This window comes from Pectobacterium sp. S5, from assembly GCF_051707265.1.
Classification (GTDB): Bacteria; Pseudomonadota; Gammaproteobacteria; order Enterobacterales; family Enterobacteriaceae; genus Pectobacterium; species Pectobacterium polare.
Map to the genome: position 1 here is coordinate 816,495 of NZ_JAULSZ010000001.1, position 19,435 is coordinate 835,929.

At 55.2% G+C, this 19,435-nt stretch carries 16 protein-coding genes; 3 read left to right on the top strand and 13 right to left on the bottom strand.

The annotated features are described in order from the left end of the window. Window positions 1-5 precede the first annotated feature (5 nt). From QWJ20_RS03720 to QWJ20_RS03775, 12 genes are all read right to left on the bottom strand, one after another. Entirely contained in the window at window positions 6-341 is a 336-nt protein-coding gene (locus QWJ20_RS03720; RefSeq protein WP_433991892.1) for a hypothetical protein, read from the bottom strand. Between the two features lie 26 nt (window positions 342-367). After that, on the bottom strand, window positions 368-1,075 hold the full coding sequence (locus QWJ20_RS03725) for a zeta toxin family protein (protein WP_433991893.1): 708 nt from the start codon (window positions 1,073-1,075) through the stop codon (window positions 368-370). 180 nt (window positions 1,076-1,255) lie between these two features. Beyond that, window positions 1,256-2,086, bottom strand: a complete 831-nt coding sequence (gene iolB / locus QWJ20_RS03730) for a 5-deoxy-glucuronate isomerase (RefSeq protein ID WP_433991894.1) — start codon at window positions 2,084-2,086, stop codon at window positions 1,256-1,258. An 85-nt stretch (window positions 2,087-2,171) separates the two neighbouring features. Further along, window positions 2,172-3,062 carry a myo-inosose-2 dehydratase gene (iolE, locus tag QWJ20_RS03735; protein ID WP_433991895.1) on the bottom strand — a complete coding sequence of 297 codons (891 nt, stop codon included), beginning with the start codon at window positions 3,060-3,062 and terminating at the stop codon, window positions 2,172-2,174. 32 nt (window positions 3,063-3,094) lie between these two features. Then, on the bottom strand, window positions 3,095-4,999 hold the full coding sequence (locus tag QWJ20_RS03740; protein ID WP_095994098.1) for a bifunctional 5-dehydro-2-deoxygluconokinase/5-dehydro-2-deoxyphosphogluconate aldolase: 1,905 nt from the start codon (window positions 4,997-4,999) through the stop codon (window positions 3,095-3,097). 57 nt (window positions 5,000-5,056) lie between these two features. Further along, window positions 5,057-6,190 (bottom strand): Gfo/Idh/MocA family protein, encoded by a 1,134-nt coding sequence (locus QWJ20_RS03745; protein ID WP_219678522.1) that lies wholly within the window; start codon window positions 6,188-6,190, stop codon window positions 5,057-5,059. Window positions 6,191-6,230: 40 nt separating this feature from the next. Further along, the gene (locus tag QWJ20_RS03750) at window positions 6,231-7,262 is read right to left on the bottom strand and encodes an ABC transporter permease (protein ID WP_010281439.1); all 1,032 of its coding nucleotides are present in this window, start codon (window positions 7,260-7,262) and stop codon (window positions 6,231-6,233) included. A gap of 12 nt (window positions 7,263-7,274) precedes the next feature. Continuing rightward, entirely contained in the window at window positions 7,275-8,822 is a 1,548-nt protein-coding gene (locus QWJ20_RS03755; RefSeq protein WP_109413063.1) for a sugar ABC transporter ATP-binding protein, read from the bottom strand. A gap of 72 nt (window positions 8,823-8,894) precedes the next feature. Continuing rightward, window positions 8,895-9,833: a substrate-binding domain-containing protein gene (locus QWJ20_RS03760; protein WP_039487669.1), complete on the bottom strand. Its 939-nt coding sequence runs from the start codon at window positions 9,831-9,833 to the stop codon at window positions 8,895-8,897. A 77-nt stretch (window positions 9,834-9,910) separates the two neighbouring features. Next, window positions 9,911-10,897 (bottom strand): inositol 2-dehydrogenase, encoded by a 987-nt coding sequence (gene iolG / locus QWJ20_RS03765; protein ID WP_433991896.1) that lies wholly within the window; start codon window positions 10,895-10,897, stop codon window positions 9,911-9,913. A gap of 757 nt (window positions 10,898-11,654) precedes the next feature. Continuing rightward, window positions 11,655-13,586, bottom strand: a complete 1,932-nt coding sequence (iolD, locus tag QWJ20_RS03770; protein ID WP_433991897.1) for a 3D-(3,5/4)-trihydroxycyclohexane-1,2-dione acylhydrolase (decyclizing) — start codon at window positions 13,584-13,586, stop codon at window positions 11,655-11,657. Between the two features lie 407 nt (window positions 13,587-13,993). Further along, window positions 13,994-15,505: a CoA-acylating methylmalonate-semialdehyde dehydrogenase gene (locus tag QWJ20_RS03775; protein WP_433991898.1), complete on the bottom strand. Its 1,512-nt coding sequence runs from the start codon at window positions 15,503-15,505 to the stop codon at window positions 13,994-13,996. A 327-nt stretch (window positions 15,506-15,832) separates the two neighbouring features. Between QWJ20_RS03775 and QWJ20_RS03780 the strand changes: the two genes are divergently transcribed. The 3 genes from QWJ20_RS03780 to QWJ20_RS03790 all read left to right on the top strand — a co-directional run bounded on the left by QWJ20_RS03780 (window position 15,833) and on the right by QWJ20_RS03790 (window position 18,472). Then, on the top strand, window positions 15,833-16,690 hold the full coding sequence (locus QWJ20_RS03780; RefSeq protein WP_433991899.1) for a MurR/RpiR family transcriptional regulator: 858 nt from the start codon (window positions 15,833-15,835) through the stop codon (window positions 16,688-16,690). 47 nt (window positions 16,691-16,737) lie between these two features. After that, complete coding sequence (locus tag QWJ20_RS03785; RefSeq protein ID WP_433991900.1) at window positions 16,738-17,043, top strand: putative quinol monooxygenase; 306 nt, start codon at window positions 16,738-16,740, stop codon at window positions 17,041-17,043. 325 nt (window positions 17,044-17,368) lie between these two features. Beyond that, window positions 17,369-18,472 carry an ABC transporter substrate-binding protein gene (locus QWJ20_RS03790; protein ID WP_433991901.1) on the top strand — a complete coding sequence of 368 codons (1,104 nt, stop codon included), beginning with the start codon at window positions 17,369-17,371 and terminating at the stop codon, window positions 18,470-18,472. A gap of 83 nt (window positions 18,473-18,555) precedes the next feature. Here QWJ20_RS03790 and QWJ20_RS03795 read toward each other — a convergent pair whose 3' ends face one another. Further along, a complete protein-coding gene (locus tag QWJ20_RS03795; protein ID WP_109413059.1) occupies window positions 18,556-19,269 on the bottom strand; it encodes a phage tail protein in 714 nt (237 codons plus the stop codon). Between the last annotated feature and the right edge of the window lie 166 nt (window positions 19,270-19,435).

Sequence of the window (19,435 nt, forward strand, 5' to 3'; positions counted from 1 at the left end):
ATTTATTACTTACTTTTGAATCTGGAAGAGAATACCGGTTTATTCCGTCGACGCCTTGTTTCACTATCCCTGTGCATTTCTGAACTTTCTACCAAAACAATATGTTCCACTAAGGCAGTCTCATCAGTTTTAGCTGCAACGGCACGTTTTTTTCTCAGCGGATCGGTGGAGAGCTCCGTTTTCTCTGCATTAGCGGAAAGTAATGCAGGGAGCATATCATCCATAGAGCGTTCGAAAGCAACCATGTCGGCATCTGCGGCATCAGGGGAAATGTCTTCGCCATAGAGATCGGCAAGAGAAAACGCATTTCTCTCCCGTATGGCTTCGGATTTTGATGACATAATCGCTCCTTAAATCTGGGTATTTATTATACAGCGATGACATTAAGGTGGGCAAGTTTAGTGTAGGGACAGCGATGCGAGTTCAAAAACTCCGCCTCTGTTTTAATATTTCTGATACGAGTAACGTTAAATTTATTGGGCTGCGTAAAGTCTTTTTCACGGTAATACACCGTCACCTGTACCCTTCCTATAAATCGTTCATCCTTCAACACCTTCTTAATCGTCGAGCGACACGTCATGAAGTTATTCTTTAGTACACTCAACGGTACCTTGCGCTTTCGCTGTCTGGCATACGCCCAAGCGAGTGCAGGATCCAAATAGACATAATCAATAGCCGTTAAATAACCACGACCTAGAGCCAGAGAGAGATTGAACTCAGCGTTCTTAAAACTCGCAAAATTTGAATCCATGATGATGTCTAAACCCTCAGCTGTCGCTTTCATGTAGACATATTCAACAAGATTCGATGCCGCACGTTGAAAGAGTAGCGCATTGGTTTCTTCGTAGTAAGGCAATAGCCGACGAAATTCATCAGCATCAATTACCAGAATATTAGAAAAAACGCGGAGCCTTTGGTTAATCAACTCAGACTTACCAGCACCGGGAGATCCTGCCGTAAAAAATACTGCTGGGGTCACCGATTTCATCAGGCCATCAGTTATCGCGTTATAAACAATATCCTTTATCGCCTCAGCAACAGCCTCCGCTAACGCAGAGATTTTTATGTCATCCATGAATCCCTTACCGTCATTCCTTATGATGCTTGCGAGGCAATATAACGAGTAGTCCAAAAGAAACGGTAGGTTTAAATGAGAAAATGCACTGACCAAACGTAAAACTGGCATACGCCCCGCAAAACAGAGAGGTGCTATGCCAGATACGTTCACTATCGCCTTACGGCAATACGATTATTGCTATCCCTTCCTATGCTTATCCGCATATTCGGGGCTGTTGATCCACTGGTGATCGGCTTCCCAGGTGAAACGCCACTGGCGCGTCGGGCCAGCCATTACATTCAGATAGTAGCTGTCATAGCCTGCAATCGTGGCGACCGGATGATAGCCGCGCGGCACCTGCACCACATCCCTATTGTAGACCGCCATGCACTCATCTAATGAACGGTCATCGGTATAGACGCGTTGCAGGCAGAATCCCTGCTCTGGATTCAAACGATGGTAGTAGGTTTCTTCCAGATAGGTTTCCTGCGGCGGACTATCGACATCGTGCTTGTGGCTGGGATAAGAGCTGGTGCAGCCTTCATCGGTGTAGACTTCGACCACCAGCAGGCTGTCGGCCGCTTTGTCCTCCGGCAAAATATTATGCACATAGCGCTGGTTATTGCCGACGCCACGCTGCTCGGCGTCGATATCCTGCGGGGCGATCAGTCGGGTCGGATGCGTGCCGAACCCCGGTGCGGCGCAAACTGCCAGTTCCAGCGCCGTGTGCGCCGTCACCGTAATCGTCTCGCCAGTTGTAACATAAACCGCATAGGGTTTTCTGCGCTCAAACGGGCTCATTCTGTCGCCAATCTGCTCGAAGCGCTCACTCGGCGTGACCACCGTTGCCTTGCCGCTGACCAGCACCAGACAGCGCTCGTTATCGCTGGCAGGCAGCGATAGCACCTGCTCAGGTGCCAATTGATAGACCTCGAACCCCACGTATCGCCAGCCCGCCGTTTCCGGCGTGATGTGCTGCGTACGGCCATGTTCGTCAGGGGCACGATGGCGTGATAACAGTCGGGACATCTTTTGCCTCCTTATCTCCCCCTACTTCAAGCTGCCTGCACGTTGGTCGGCTGGCAGCTTGAATATGCGGGGATATCACCACGAATCAGATCAATTCCGCCTGCTGGGCGAAACGTTGCAAGTTATTGTAGCCTAGCGTCGCGTACGTCAGCGGATGCGCAACGGCCGGATCCTGTTCCGCTTCGACCACCAGCCATCCACTGTAATTATGGGCTTTCAGGATGCTGAACACCGCCGGATAATCGACGCAACCATCGCCCGGTACGGTAAAGACGCCGCTCAGCACCGCGTCCAGAAAACTGGTCTTGCGGTTTTTCACGTCTTTCAGCACATCTGGACGAATGTCTTTGCAGTGAACGTGATTGATGCGGTTAATCCAGCGCTTCGCCACTGCAACCGGATCGGCACCCGCGAACGTAAAGTGTCCTGTATCCAGCAGCAGCCCGACTTCCGGCCCGGTATGTTCCATCAGATTGTCCACGTCCTGCGCGCTTTCAATCACCGTGCCCATATGGTGATGATAGGCAATCTGCACACCCTGGCTTTGCGTATAACGCGCAAACTCGGTCAGTTTTTTGCCGTATTCCGACCAGTGCTCTTCGGGGAAACGCGGGCGCAGATGGACCGGTTTCTGTTGGTCGCCGTGAATCGCGCCCGTCACTTCGGCAAACACCAGCACCGTCGCACCGAGGTCGCGCAGCAACGCCAGATGCCCCTGCACCGCTTCAATCTCTTCTTCTACTGAGCGGGTGAGCAGTTCGCCGGAGTACCAGCCGGAGACTAAGCGCAGATCGTGCGCTTGCAAGATCGGCCCCAGCACGCTGGCCTGACGCGGGAATTTATTACCTAATTCAAAACCGGCGAAACCCGCCTGCCGCCCTTCGCTCAGACAGGTTTCCAGCGGGGTGTCCGCGCCCAGAGAAGGCAGATCGTCATTGGTCCAGGTGAGTGGATTAATACCAAGTTGAACGGTCATGTTATGTCCTTTATTCAAACACATAGAATGGGTTAACCGCGCTGACGCCAGACGGCGATCAGTTGCAGGTAGTTATGTTTAACTTGCTCAATCAATTCGGCGTCATCGATCTCGTTACGCAGCCACTTTTGTGCTGGCTGGGCAAACAGGGTGCGACCGACAGCAAAGCCTTTCACAATCGGGAAGCCTACGGCGGCGCTGAAACCCTGCTGCAACGTTTCCAGCGGCGCATCCAGCCCCAGAATCACCACGCCCCGACAGTAAGGATCGCGCTGCGCCAGCAGCGGCGTAAGCTGTGCCCAACCTTCGGAGGACAGCGGCGGCAGTTTCCACCAGTCTGGCCGCACGCCAAGGTTGTAGAAGCGTTGAATCGCGCGCAGATAAAGCGTATCGCTATGCGGCATCCCCGCAGGCAGAATAACTTCAAGCAGCAGTTCATGGCCGGACTGGCGACAGGCCTGATAGACCTCCATCACCTTCATTTCCTGCTCGCGCCGCAGCGCGTGGGCATCTTCCGGGTGGAAGAACACCAGACATTTCACTACGTGCTCTAGCGGCCAGCTCACCAACTGTGAGCCAATATTGCCGCGCTCCATCATTAACGGGCGCGATCCCGGCAGCTCAATCGGCCGGCCAATCCACCAGCCTTTTCCGGTGATGTCATTCAGCGCATCCTGTCCGAACGTGCCATCGCACAGCAGACCCGCTTTGCCGTCAAGCCCTGCCTGCTGCGCCGCGTCATAGCTGGCACGCAGAATCAGCTTTTTCAGTGCCGGAATACGGCTGATTTCTGTGCCGCAGTTCAGCGCCATGTCTTCCAACTGGCTGCGGTGATCGAACGCGATCACACACAGCTCATGCCACTGTTTACGACGTGTCGTAACACGATGCAGATGGTTAAGTTCTTCGTCCAAATCGGGACGCGGGACGCTTGCCGCGCGGGCTAAATAGTTATCCAGTTCGATCTTACTTGGCATAGCTGGCGCGCAGCCGTGGCGTGACACCACCAGTGCGCCGCAGGCATTGGCGTACGCACAGGCTTTTTCCCAGCCTTCTCCGTTGAGGTAGCCGCGCAGCAGACCGGACATAAACGCATCGCCTGCCCCCAGCACGTTCAGTACATCCACGCGCACGCCTTTGATCGTGATGCCTTTATCCAGATGGTCAGGAATCGCATCGCTAAACACCGAGCAGCCCAGCGCCCCGCGTTTGCACACCAGTTCCGCCTGCGTGTGCTGCCGCACCGTGCGTAGCGCTTGCAAGGTATCCGTACTGCCGCCCGCAATGTGGAACTCCTCCTCAGTGCCGACAATCACATCGAACAGCGACAGCACCTGCTGTAACTGCTCCGTGACCGCCTGCGCTTCAACAAAACGGGTTTCGCCATCGCCCAGCGATGTCAGCCCCCAGAGCACAGGACGGTAGTCGATATCCAACGCCGTCTTCACCCCGTTGCGCCGCGCGTATTGCAGCGCCGTCAGCACCGCTTCGCGCGTGTTAGGGTGAGAGAGATGCGTGCCGGTAATTGCCAGGCAGCGCGACGACGCGATGTAATCCTCGGTGAAATCCTCTGGCGAGATCGCCATATCGGCGCAGTTGTCGCGGTAGAAAATCAGCGGAAAGGTATCGCGATCTTTGATGCCCAACAGCACCAGCGCCGTCAGACGTTCCTTATCGGTAATCAAATGGCTGGTATCGCAGCCGACCTGATTCAGCTCTTCACGCAGGAAGCGCCCCATATGCTCGTCGCCCACCCGCGCCAGCATAGAAGAACGTAGTCCCTGCCGCGCCGTGCCGTAAGCCACGTTGCCGGACGACCCGCCCAGATACTTGGCAAAGCTGCCCATATCTTCCAGACGCGCGCCGATTTGCTGCCCGTACAGATCGACAGCGACGCGCCCCATGCAAATCACATCAAACGTCTTTTCCTTATTCATAGCGGCCAATCCTGTAAAAAATCCTGCAAAAAAGAAGAAATCACGTCAGCTGGCGTATTAGCCCACCTCATCCACATTCACCCAGCGCGCCGTTTCGTGTGACTGCACGATCGCATCCAGAACTCGCGAAACTTTCCAGCCCTCTTCGAAATCCGGCCACATAGGGACGTCAGCCGCAATACCGTCGATCAGGTCGCGCACCTCTACCGTTTTCTGATCGTTAAAGCCAATACCGTGCCCGGCGCTGGCGCAAAAAGCCGCATAGTCAGGATGCTGTGGCCCGGTCAGCAGCGTTTTAAATCCCTGCCGGTTCTCTGGTTCGTCATGCCGATAGAGCTTCAGCTCCGCCATGCGTTCCTGCGTGAAACTCAGCGTGCCTTTCGTACCGGTTACCACGTAGGTCAGACCCATTTTGCGGCCGCAGGCAATACGTGAGGTTTCAATCACGCCGCGAGCACCGTTGGCAAACCGCACCATCGCATGCGCCTGATCTTCATTTTCCACCTGCACGAATTCGCTGCTGCCTAGTGCCGTCGGACGCTGCGCAATCACCGTTTGCAGGTCACCGCAGACGCTGGCGATATCGCCCACCAGATACTGCGCCATGTTGACGATATGCGCCGCCAGATCCCCCAGCGCGCCCAGCCCAGCCGTCTCTTTGAAACAGTGCCAGTCGGCCGGTTTGTTCGGATCGGCCAGATAATCTTCGTTATGCGTGCCGTAAAAATGCACCACGTCGCCAATCTCGCCGCTGGCGATAATCTCTTTGGCCAGCTGTGAGGTCGGGTTCTTCATGTAGTTGAAGCCCACCAGCGTTTTCACACCGGCCTGCTGCGCGGCGTCGACCATTTCTCGGGCATCACGCGCGTTCAGCGCCAGCGGTTTTTCCGAGTAAACATGCTTACCGTGCTGGATGGCCGCCATCGCCATCGTCTTATGCAGAAAATTCGGCGCACAGATATCCACCACGTCAATGTCTGGGTCTGCCACCAGCGTACGCCAGTCCCCTGTTGAGCGCAGGAAACCAAACTCCTGCGCCTTTCGGGCTGCCAGCTCCGGTGACACTTCTGCCAGCATCGCCTTCACCAGATTGCCTTTCAGCGGGAAGACCGTCGGCGCCTGCGCGTAGGCGATGGCATGCGCACGACCGATATAGCCGGTGCCGATTAACCCAATGCGTACATCCTTCATATCCACCTCGGTGCGAAAAGAGAGTCGGTACGGGTGCGGCTCAGATAGCGCCGCGACGGCTCTTGGCGTAGGTGTCGAACGCCACGGCCAGCACGATAATTAATCCGGTGATAATCTGCTGGTAGTAGGCCGATACGTTCATCAACACCAATCCGTTAATCAGGATCCCCATGATAATCGAGCCGATAATCGTGCCGCTGATCCGGCCGTAGCCGCCCATCAGCGAGGTACCGCCGATGACCACCGAGGCGATGACGCGCAGCTCGAAGGTGATCCCCGCGACCGCTTCTGCGCTGCCTAGACGGGCGCTGAGAATGAAGCCCGCCAGCCCAGCCAGACAGCCAATCACGACGTAGACGCTGACTAATACACGCTGCACGTTCACCCCAGCCAGCCGTGCGGCTTCGGTGTTGCCGCCGATGGCGTACACGAAGCGACCCCAGCGGGTTTTATGCAGCGCCAGATAACCCAGCAAGGCGACCAGCGCGAAGATCCAGATCGGCACCGAAATACCCAGGATCTCGCCTCGTCCCCACCAGCGATAGCCGGGGTCAAAGCCGGCAATCGGCGCACCGTCGTTCATTACCAGCGTTAACCCGCGCCAAATTGTCATCCCGCCCAGCGTGACGATGAACGGCGGCAGACGCAGTTTGGTGACACCCAACCCATGCAGGAAACCAATGAAGGTGCCCATCGCCAGACAGACGCCCAATGCAACCAGCCAGCTCAAGCCGTACCAGGCATCCGGATCGACGGTGGTGAAGTTGTCGCCTTTAATCACCGAGGCAGCGGTGATGGCGCACACTGCCAGAATCGAGCCGACGGACAGGTCGATCCCGGCGGTCAGAATGACGAACGTCATCCCCACGGCCATAATGCCGTAGATGGAAACTTCGGTCAGGATGTTGGTGATGTTGCGCTCGGACAGAAAATTGCTGTTCTGCGACTGAAAGAAGATCAGCAGCAGAATCATGAAAATAAACACGCCAAAGCGTTCAAAAAAGGCAATCGGATCAAAACGTCCACGCGGATTGGACGGCGTAATACTCTTAGAAAGCGGCTGCTGGGACATGCGTCACCTCCGTTATGCTGCGTGTAATGCGTCGTGGCAAATGGCCATCATCGTCATCAGTTTTTCTTCTGTGGCGTCATCGCCATGAATTTCCCCGCTAATCCGCCCTTCGCTGAGCGTGATAATGCGGTCGGAAATCGCCATGATTTCCGGCAGGTCGGAGGAAATCACAATCACGGCGACGCCCCGTTTCGCCATATCGAACAGCACCTGATGCACCTCGGACTTGGTGCCGACATCGATGCCGCGCGTGGGCTCATCCACAATCAATACTTTGGGGTTCAGCGCCATACAGCGGGCAAGAATCACCTTTTGCTGGTTACCGCCCGACAGTTTGCGCACCTCCTGATCGCTGTTCACCATCTTGATGTGCAGCGCCTGACGGTAGGCCTCAATCAGGTCGTCCTCCTTACGGGTGTCGACAAACCAGCGCCAGCGCATCAGCGACGAGAGATTGGAAAGCGAGATATTTTCCCTGATCGACAACCCCAGTACCGCGCCCTCTTTCTTGCGGTCTTCCGGCACCAGCGCAATGCCTTGCGACAGCGCATGCAGCGGCGTAGAAGGATGATAGGGAGCGTCATCCAGCACAAATTCACCGGTAGAGAATGCGTCTGCACCAAACAGGCAGCGCGCGATTTCCGTACGTCCTGCGCCCACCAGCCCGGCAATACCGAGCACTTCGCCCGCATGCACCTGGAAGTTGATGTCCTTCAGCGCGATGCCGTGCGCATCCAGCGGTGGTTTTTCCCGGCTTAAGCCCTTCACTGCCAGCCGTACCGGCTTATCCTGATGGTGCGTTTCCGAAGGCGGGCGGCGGTTAAACACCACGTCACGGCCGACCATCAGGCGAATAATCTCCTGCACATTCGTGCTGGCGACGTCGCCAGAACCGGTGTAGCGGCCATCCTGAAACACGGTAAATCGGTCACACAGCTGGAAGACTTCATGCAGCCGATGCGTGACATACACCACGCTCACGCCACGCCCTTTCAGCTCTCGCACCACACGGTGCAGGCTGTCGACTTCACTGTCGCTCAGCGCCGCCGACGGTTCGTCCATCACAATCAGTTTGGCGTTCAGCGTCAGCGCTCTGGCAATCTCCACCATCTGCTGCTGTGCCACGCTCAAACGCGCCACCTGCGTCGTCGGCGCAATGTTCAATTTCAGATAATCCAGTACCGCTTTCGCCTCGCGATTCACCGCCAGCGCGTCCACGAATACACCGCGGCTCTGCGGCTCGCGTCCCAGAAACATGTTCTCCGCCACGCTCATATTGGGCAGCAGATTAAACTCCTGATAAATGGTGATAATCCCCCGCTTTTGGCGCTCAACGGGCGATTCGAGCGGCAACAGCGTCTCACCACCAAACCAGATGTCGCCGCTGGTCTGCGGCTGCGCCCCTGCCAGCGCCTTCAACAGCGTCGATTTACCCGCGCCGTTTTCTCCCAATAGCGCATGAATCTCTCCCGGCTGTACGGTCAGTTGCGCGTTGCTCAACGCCCAAACGCCGGAGAAGCTCTTTGCCAGATTGGTAATGTTCAGTAGGGGTTCCGTCATGTTTACCTTCCTCCCGCAAGGCCGCGCGGACGCGGCCTGCTGAATACCTTTATTGATTACGTAGAAAACGACTTATTTACCCGCTTCGCCAATACGTTCAGCATCGTTCAGGTTATCTTTGGTAATCATGGTCGGTTGGTAGTCTGCCCCGGTGATAGGCGCTTTACTGCGGATGTTATTGGTCAACTGCGTCAATGCGGTGGTCACCGCGTAGCCCGGACGTTGATCGGCAGTCACGGCCAGCCAACCGTCGCGTACGCGAGCCAGCGCTTCCGGCACGGCGTCAAAGCCGGTCACCATCACGTCGCCGGGTTTCAGACCTTGCCCTTGTAACGCTTCAATCGCGCCCAGCGCCATGTCGTCATTCGCAGAGAGGATCACCTGCGGGCGTTTAGGTAGCGAAGGAAAAACGCTTTCCACGATGCGCATCCCTTCGGAACGCATCCAGTTCCCCGTCTGGTCAGCGACGATGTGGTATTTGCTGCCGCCTGCTTTCAGGCTGTCGCGAATCCCCTGCGTACGCTCGATGTTAGAAGACGAACCCGGTTGACCGGTCAGCAGAATGATCGCTGCACCATCTGGGAATTTGGTTTTGACATAGTCGGCAATCGCCTGACCGCCTTTATAGTTATTGGCACCAAAGTGCGGCACCGCTTTTTCCGTTTTTACCGAACGATCCAGCGTCACCACGGGCAGCTTGGCATCCTGAATGTCGGTAACGGCGCTGGACACGGCGTTGACGTCATTCGGCGATACAACAAAGCCCTGTGCCCCACGCGTAATGGCATTTTCCAAGTCGGCGGCCTGCTTCGGTGAGCTACCCTGCCCATCCAGCACCTGCAAATTCACGCCCAGTTCTTTGGCGGCTTTAACGGCGGTGCGCTGCATATGTACTTCAAACGGCATAGCGAGATTCGGCGTACTGAAAACGATTTGTTCATTTTGGGCCTGAGCAAAACCAGACAGACCCAGTGCGATGGCGATTGCGGAAACGCTGATGATCTTTTTCATATGTCTTTTCTCTGCTTCTGTTATGAGTATGGGTGTAGGGTTGAAAGCAGGTAAAACGTGTGCCGATGCCGATACGGTTACACGGCGACCTCCTTGCCTTGAGCCAGTGATTCAAAGGCTTTATCCGCCAGATTCAGCGCACGCTCACCGTCCAGCCCGGAGCATTCCGGCTGCGTGCGGCCATTCAGTACATCGACAAAGTGCTGCCACTCTGCCGCGTAGGCGGCGTGATAGCGTTGCAGGAAGAAGTATTCGGGTTTCGCCGCCAGACAACCGTCGTCAGTCCACTGCTCGACCACGTTTTCGCGGATGTTCCCCGCGCTGAGCACGCCCTTCGCGCCATGTAATTCGAGGCGCTGATCGTAGCCGTAGCCAGAACGGCGGCTGTTGACGATGGTCGCCATCGCGCCAGAGGCGAATTTCAGCACGATAAACGCGGTATCGATGTCGCCCGCCTCACCAATCGCCGGATCGACCAGGTTGCTGCCTTGCGCAAAGACCGACACCGGCTCTTCGCCCATAATGAAGCGCGCCATATCAAAATCATGGATTGTCATGTCGCGGAACATACCGCCGGAAACGCGGACGTACTCAGCAGGCGGCGGCGACGGATCGCGAGAGATAATCAGGAGAGATTCCGGTTTGCCGATGCGGCCTTCACCAGCCAGCGTTTTGACGCGGCGGAATTGCGGGTCGTAACGGCGGTTGAAGCCCACAAACAACGGCACGTTCTGCTGTTTGACGACGGTCAGGCAGTCGCGAACGCGGGCAATATCCAGATGCACCGGTTTTTCACAGAAAATGGCTTTGCCATGTTTAGCGGCCAACTCAATCAGGTCAGCATGCGTGTCGGTCGCGGAGGCAATCAGGACGGCGTGTACCGCCGGATCGTTCATGACCTCATCCACGGTTTGTATTTTGGTGTGGTAGCGTTCGGCCAGCGCCGTAGCATTGGCTGGGCTGGGATCGACCACCGCGTACAGGTTGGTTTCTTTGTGTGCCGCGATGTTCACTGCATGGACCTGACCGATGCGGCCCGCGCCCAGTAAAGCGATGTTAAACATAGGTGCTCCCTTGCTGCCTGAGTGGCGTTTAATGCCAGACTGAAAAAGTGACGGATAACAGCTAGTCGCATTCCCCCCCAGCCCCATCATCACCCGCTCTTTACCGCGAATCCCGATAGATAAAATAAAACATTTATTTCAGTTTTGTATAAATTGAAAATTATATTTTTGCGTGTCAGTTAACATTTTCATGACATCTTCGCTGTTTTCTGCAACCCCAATCACACATCGAATAAGTACGTTTATGGCGGTATACCGGAATGTCAGAGGATCGGTCAGGCGCTGGCACACAACGGGAAGGAAAATGAAACCGTGGTTTGAAAATGAAATGAATGTTTCAATTAGATTCGGGAGTATAGGGAAAGGATTAGGCAGCACTAAAGATCGCAAACCTCATCTGCACAGGCTGTCTCTTCGTCAAATTTTATGCAGATTCAGAGACCGTTTCGTGCGCTACAATACTGCCATTCCATGCCACTTCGTAGCACGCGCCCGACACAGGGCGTCTCAGTCGCCGTCGCCCTGTGAACCCTGGCTTTTGGCTAAATTATGTCGCTACGCGATGCCTTCGTCGGTATCAGGCTTAACGGACCGCTTGCGACACGTTCCATACGTGGCGCAAGCTTTCGCCGCGTCCATGCGGCTCATCCTAAGCCAGCTATCTCCTCAGCATAATTTTTTACGCCGGATTGCAGCTAACCCCACCTGCATCCCTGCGTTATTTGCAGATAAGAGGCAGCGCCAAAGTAGAGATCACCTAATACTGCCGTGCGCGGGAAAGCGCAGCTTTCACACTATTAGCCGCAGACTCAATCTCTGGGTTGTCGGCAACCTGCGCCGTGCCGGTGCGCCACCAGGATTCGTAGCCGTGCGTCATCGTCTTCGGCAGTACCTTGATATCGAGCAGCACGGGCCCAGAATGCTGGCGTGATTCCGTCAGCGCCAGCCTGAGCGAGGCTTCGTCATTCACCCGCCACGCTTTGCAGCCATAGCTTTCCGCGTTCTTGGCGAAATCCACCGGAATCAGTGCGCCGCGCAGCTGCCCCGATTCCGCATCGCGGTAGCGATTTTCCGTACAGAAGCTGCCCATTCCCTGACTCATTTGCAGATTGTTGATACAGCCAAAGCCCGCGTTATCGAATAGAAGCACGGTGATTTTGATGCCCTCTTGCACCGCCGTTTGCAGTTCGGTATGCAGCATCAAATACGAACCGTCACCGACCATCGCGTAGACGGGCTGTTGTGGTGCCGCAAGGCGCGCACCAATCGCCGCCGCAATTTCGTATCCCATGCAGGAATAGCCGTACTCCAGATGATAGCTGTCCGGCGTTTTCACCTGCCACACGCGCTGTAGATCGCCCGGCAACGAGCCCGCCGCGCCCACCACAACCGCGTTGTCTTCCAGCTCTTCATTCAGTATGCCCAGCACGCGCGTTTGCGTCAGATGGGTATTCAACATCTGGCGGTATTCATCCAGCTTGTCTTCCAGACCGTCCACCACTTCCGGTACCAGCTCGCCCTTATCCTGCACGGTAAACAGCCGCTGTAGCTCGAGTTCCCATTCCGCACGAGCCTGTTCGACGGCCTGCTGCCAGCCGCTACGATACGATGCCGTCGCCAGCCGTTCAGACAGCGCTTCCAGCCCGACGCGCGCATCGGCGATCAGGGGTAGCGCATCCAGTTTTAACGCATCGAACTCGGCAACGTTGAGCAGTAAAAATTCGACGTTCGGGTTCTGAAACAGCGATTTGGAGCCAGTGGTAAAGTCGGTTAAACGCGTCCCGATGCCGATAATCAGATCCGCCTCGTGCGCCAGTCGATTCGCCGCTAGCCCGCCCGTCACGCCAATGCCGCCGCAGTTCAGCGGATGTGAGGATACAATCGCGCCTTTGCCCGCCTGCGTTTCGCCAAACGGAATCGCAAACTGCTCGGCAAACTGCGCCAGCGCCTCATGTGCGCCTGAGTAACGTACGCCGCCGCCGCAAATCAGCATCGGACGACGCTTTTTCGCAATCAGCGCTACCGCCTCATCCAGCCGTGCCGCATCCGGCGGACGGCGTTCGAGATGATGGACGCGCTTACGGAAAAACGATGCCGGATAGTCCCAGACTTCCGCCTGCACATCCTGCGGCAAGCACAGCGTCACCGCACCGGTATCTGCCGGATCGGTCAGCACGCGCATCGCATTAATCAGCGCGCTCATCAGCTGTTCAGGGCGATTAATGCGATCCCAATAGCGAGAAACGGGTTTGAAGCAGTCATTGGTGCTGATCGACAGATCGTGATATTGCTCGACCTGCTGCAACACCGGATCTGGCTGTCGGCAGGCGAAGAGGTCACCCGGCAACAGCAGCACCGGAATGCGGTTGGCGGTGGCGGTCGCCGCAGCAGTCACCATATTTGCCGCCCCCGGCCCCACCGACGACGTCACCGCATAGATTTTCCGCCGCTTGTGCTGTTTAGCGAACCCAACGGCGATCTGTGCCATTCCCTGTTCGTTGCACCCCTGATGCACGGTGAGACGATTCGCCTCCTGTTCCAGTGCCTGGCCGATGCCCAGCACATTGCCGTGACCGAAAATGGTCATGACGCCCTGCACAAAGGGGGATTCTTCACCGTCTACGCTGAGGTATTGCTGGTTGAGAAACCTGACCAGCGCCTGCGCCATGGTGATGCGACACGTATCCATTGATCTACTCCTACCTGTTTTATCCAGACGGCTAGCCACCGTGTTGGCCATAGAAACGATTTCTATGTCAGTCGGCATAAAGTTTCGTGCGTGTTACGCAAGTTACTTCTTTTCCACACTGCTGCACACGCCCGACATGGGGCAGCTCAATCGCCGCTGCCCCATGACCCCAGGCTTTTCCACGGGAAATTGCGTCGCTACGCGATACCTTCGGCGTGCGTGCCCGTGGCCGGGCCACCAGTGACGCGCTCCCGACGCGGCACTGGCTTTCGCGACATCCTTGTCGCTCACCCGACGGTCACGCTACCTCAGCGCAATTTTTTACGTGAAAGGAAAAACAATAAAAATCCGCACAACTATTTATCGTAATAAGCCAGCCGGAGGTTTAGTTCTTTCATGACATGTCCTCACTCCAGTGTGGGCATGACGAAGCTGCTGGTGTGGTGTTCCAGACGGACGCTGGCGGGCCAGCGGCTGGTGACAGTTTTCATACGGGTGTAGAAGCGTACGCCGTCGTTGCCGTGGACATTCAGCGGCCCAAAAATGGAGCGCTTCCAGCCGCCGAAGCTGTGGAACGCCATCGGCACCGGAATCGGTACGTTCACGCCGACCATACCGACCTGCACTTCTTCGCAGAACTGACGTGCCGTCTCACCGTCGCGGGTAAAAATAGCGGTGCCGTTACCGTATTCATGGTTGTTAATCAGCGTCACCGCCGTCTGGTAATCCGGAACGCGCACCACGGACAGCACCGGACCAAAAATTTCTTCCTGATAAATCTTCATCTCCGGCGTGACGTTATCGAACAGCGTTGGTCCGATAAAGTAGCCCTGCGGGTGCCCCTGTACGGACAGCGTACGTCCATCGATGCGCAGCGTCGCGCCCTGATCGACACCGCTTTGAATATAGTCGGCAATCTTCGCCCGGTGCGGTGCGCTGATCACCGGTCCCATTTCATTTTCCTGCCCGTCAACCAGACCTGGCCCGACGCGCATTGCTTTGATCTGTGCGCTCAGGCGCTGATGCAGCGCTTCCGCTGTCTCATCACCAACGGCCACCACTACCGACAGCGCCATGCAGCGCTCGCCCGCCGCACCAAACGCCGCGCCCATAATCGCGCTGGCAGCCATGTCCATGTCAGCATCCGGCATCAGGATGCAGTGGTTTTTCGCCCCGCCCAGCGCCTGACAGCGTTTACCGTGTGCCGACGCTGTCTGATAAATGTATTCCGCCACCGGTGTCGATCCCACAAAGCTCACCGCCTGCACGCGCGGATCGGTCAGCAGGATGTCCACCGCTTCTTTGTCGCCCTGCACGACGTTAAACACGCCATCCGGCAGACCCGCATCTTTCAGCAGTTGCGCTAACAGCAGCGAGAACGAAGGATCTTTTTCCGACGGTTTCAACACAAAGGTATTGCCGGTCGCCAGCGCGATCGGGAACATCCACATTGGCACCATCGCCGGAAAGTTGAACGGCGTAATCCCGACACACACGCCGAGCGGCTGCATGAGTGAATGGCTATCCACACCGGTACCGACATTCGCCGAGTGTTCGCCTTTTTGCAAATGGGGAATACCACAGGCAAATTCAACGACTTCCAGACCGCGCGTCACCTCCCCCACGGCATCGGAATAGACCTTGCCATGCTCCTGTGAAATCAGCCGGGCCAGCGTATCCATGCGTTCTTCCAGTAGCGCTTTGAAGCGAAACAACACGCGCGCACGGCGTAGCGGAGAGTGTTTTGACCACGCAGGGAATGCCGCTGCCGCGCTGGCAATAGCCTGCTCGACTTCCGCCTTATCAGACATCACAACCTGGCGAATCTGCTCGCCCGTCGCTGGGTTATACACCGCGGCGTAGCGTTGGCTGTTGCTGGAGGCAATCGCCCCCTGAATGAAGTTAGATACGGTTTCCATGTTTACACCTTTGTGGGTTTTGAGGAGACAAACGGCTGACATCGGATTACAGTATATGAAATGAATATTCCATTTAACGTAAAAATAAAATAAATGTTGATTATTGTGATCCGCTGCGAATTTTTATGTAAACTTGAAGACAGCTGTCCATAAAGACAGGCGAGCAGCCTCTGAAAATAGCGTTATCGATAAAAGGTGTGCCGCCGGAAATGTCGTACAGATAAAACAACCGTATCCAGAAATGAATTTTCTGTTCCGTTTCAGGCGCCAGTCATGAAATCGCCCTAATGGGATAGGTTCTTATACGTCTTTGGGAGATAACCCGATATGCCCATGGCAACCAGCCTGAGAGAATTACAGGAACAGATCCGCGAGCGTTATGATTCGCTCAGCAAGCGGTTACAGCAGGTGGCGCACTATGTGCTGGATAATACCAACAGCATCGCTTTCGATACCGTTGCGGTGATCGCCGAACGCGCGGACGTTCCTCCCTCAACCCTGATTCGCTTCGCCAACGCCTTTGATTTCAGCGGTTTCAACGAAATGAAACAGCTGTTCCGTATGAATCTGGTGGAAGAAACCGCCAGCTATACTGACCGGGCGCGGCTGTTTCGAGCGATGGAGGCGGATGCGGTGCCTGAAACGCCGCTGGATATTCTGCATGAGTTTGCCCGTTCAAACGCGCAGGCGATGCAGCAGCTAGCGGCACGTACTCCGCAAGAGGATCTGCAAAAAGCCGTCGATCTGCTGGCTCAGGCGGAAACAATCTATATCGTCGGGCTGCGGCGCTCGTTCAGCGTCGCCACTTACCTGACCTATGCGCTTAGTCATTTGGAAAGCAGCCCCATTTTGGTCAACGGGTTGGGAGGCATGTTTCGCGAACAGCTCAGCCGTGTCAGCTCACGCGATGTGGTAGTTTCCATCAGCTTCTCGCCCTATTCACAGGAAACTGTGATGGTCAGCGAGATGGCCGCGAAAGCCGGAGCACGGCAAATCGTGATTACCGACAGTCAGATCAGCCCGCTGGCGACGCTCAGCGACGTTTGCTTTGTCGTGAAGGAAGCGCAGGTTGATGCGTTCCGTTCACAGTCCGCCACGCTGTGTCTGGTGCAGTCGCTGATGGTATCGCTGGCCTACCGGCAGGGAAACGGCGCAGCTCAGAGTGAAAAACAGCAGCGCGGCTAGCCGGAACCGTTTAATCAGCAGGATTCACAGAGAGGAAGAGCCGTTTTATGCTTAAAGTGATCGCACAGGATTTTATTAAGCCGGAATACATTGAGGCAGTCATGCCGCTGTACCGCGAATTAGTGGAGAAAACCCGACAGGAGCCGCTGTGCATCTCCTATGAGCTGTTTATCAATCAGAAAGATCCGGGGCATTTCACTTTTATCGAAACCTGGCCGGATAGAGCCGCGCTGGATATTCACTGCCAGACTGAGCACTTCCAGCGGCTGGTTCCGCTGATCAATAGCCACCAGCGCGCCGAGTGTACTTTCCTGTTAATGGATCCGTTCGACAGTACTTTCCCCACCGTTTGAAGTAATCCGACTTTAGGTCGCAGGGCGGCCTAAATATCGCCGTAGTTCCCTGTTATTGTGCTTCCTTTCACGCCAAATTTTAATTCATTTTTTTTGAATTAAAATCTCAATTTTTTCTCATTTAACATTATTCACAACTGGATAACATACACAAACCCGCTGATAGCAGCCAGATTAACCGTTATCTCAGCAGGGTAATGAATATCAAGAAAATTAAATAATTTGATAATCATTCAATGATTCTGCTTATGCACGCTTATCCTGACCAACAGCTACAAGGATAAAAAGTGCGTCGGTAGAAACGGCTCTCATTCAGGAGGAATCGATGTTTAAACTAAAACAGGTGGTCGCATTTACGGCGCTGATGGCGACGGCAGCAGCCAGCTATGCGGCAGTAGAGGCCGATAAACGCCCGATTAACGAGCTTTATCAAAATGCGTTACGGGAAGGCGGTATCGTGACCGTCTATGCCGGCGGTGACACGCCAAGTCAGCAGGATGGTATCAAGCAGGCGTTTGAAAAACGCTTTCCGGGCATGACACTCAACGTCATTGTGGACTACAGCAAATTCCACGATGCTCGTATTGATAACCAGCTGGCGACGAATACGCTGGTGCCGGATGTTGTACAGCTACAAACCTTGCAGGATTACCCGCGCTGGAAAAAAGAAGGCGTGCTGCTGAACTACAAACCTATCGGCTGGGACAAAGTGTATCCTGCATTTAAAGATAAAGACGGCAGTTGGACCGGTGTCTTTGTCGATGCGTTCAGCAACGTGGTCAATACCAAGCTGATTGCCGAAAATGCTTGGCCAACAGAAGCCAATGACTATTTACGTCCCGATCTGAAAGGCAGCATTGTCTTAACCTACCCGAACGATGACGACGCTGTGCTGTTCTGGTTTAAGCAGGTCGTAGATAAATACGGCTGGGAGTATGTCGCTAAATTCAAAGAACAGAACCCAGTTTATGTTCGCGGTACGCAGGCTCCCGCAGACGATGTTGAAAGCGGTAAATCAGCGGCGACATTCTCAACCGACGGCGCGCTTTCTCCCGATCAAAACGCGAATTCCCGTTTCGTTCTGCCTAAAAGCGATCCGTTTGTTTCCTGGGCACAGCGTGCCGCTATTTTCAAGCAGGCTAAACACCCAGAAAGCGCCAAGCTATATCTGAGCTGGCTGCTGGATAAAGAAACGCAGAGCAATGTCTGGTATATGTGGTCGGTGCGTACTGACGTTACGCCACCCGCTGGCTATAAGCCTATCTGGGAATATAAGAACACCAGCCCGCAGGCTTTTGCCGATTTCATGAGCGACCGTGCGGCGGTAGAGTCATTCCGTGCCCAGATCGGTTTGTACCTCGGCGAAGTGAAAGGTGAGCCGTCTCCGGGTCACTTAGGGCTGCATCCTAAAGAAGCCTTGCCTCATTAATACGTTATTCGCGTATTGATTACGTTGAAATAACCCCGTATCAAGACGGGGTTATTTTTTGCATCGCTTTTGCAGAGCAGTAATTATGGGCGAGGCGGGTAGTAACCGTTCGCCACGATACAGGCTCGCAACGCCGTTTGTGGCGGGATGATGCTCACAGGCTGCGAACCGCCGTTGTTGCCCACCGCAACCGTCCCACCGCCACCTGAACTGCCGCCGCTCACACCCGCTAACGGCACCTGCGTGCTGGCGGCGCCCTCTGCCGCATAAATGAGCGCTCCTGGCTTATCAGGCATCGCTAGTTGGTTAGCTGCCGCAGTGGGTGTCGCTGATGTGCCCTTATTCGTCGTCGCATTAACGACCACCGGCCCACCCGAACCCGCCGTTGGCGTGAACGTAGCCAAATGGCTATGCACCGGCATCTGGGCGACCGTCAGCGTCGCCGTTTCTGCCCCACGCAAACTGGAGGCTTGAGGCAATCCCTGAGGAACATTCTGCAGCCCTGGTCCTTGCCCTTGCCCTACCGGGCTTCTTCCGCGCAAGTCGGGTATCCCAAAGGTAGTGCGACCATCGCCACCGTATTGTATGCCCACCACACTGAAGAGCGCCTGATAATCACGAACCTGCAGAGTTTGTCCATTCGCTTCCAAGAAGCCATTAGGACAATAGGTTGCGGCCGTAAAACACACTGAGCCAGTGAAATCTTCAGTTGAACAGGCTTGAGCCACCTGAGAAATGGAGAACAGAGAAAGCCCCGTTGCCGCCATGCATAAATACGTTTTCAGACTTTTTTTCATGTGAATCTTCCTTATCCCATCCCATTGATAATCGCGACAGGGTTTCCCCTCTCACCTAAAAAAGCAGCGGTAATAACATTGCCGTTAAGCTATTTCGGTAACGTTAATCATTAATTAATTAGTCTGATTATTTATGTATAGATGTAAATTTCATTTCGTCAATGCG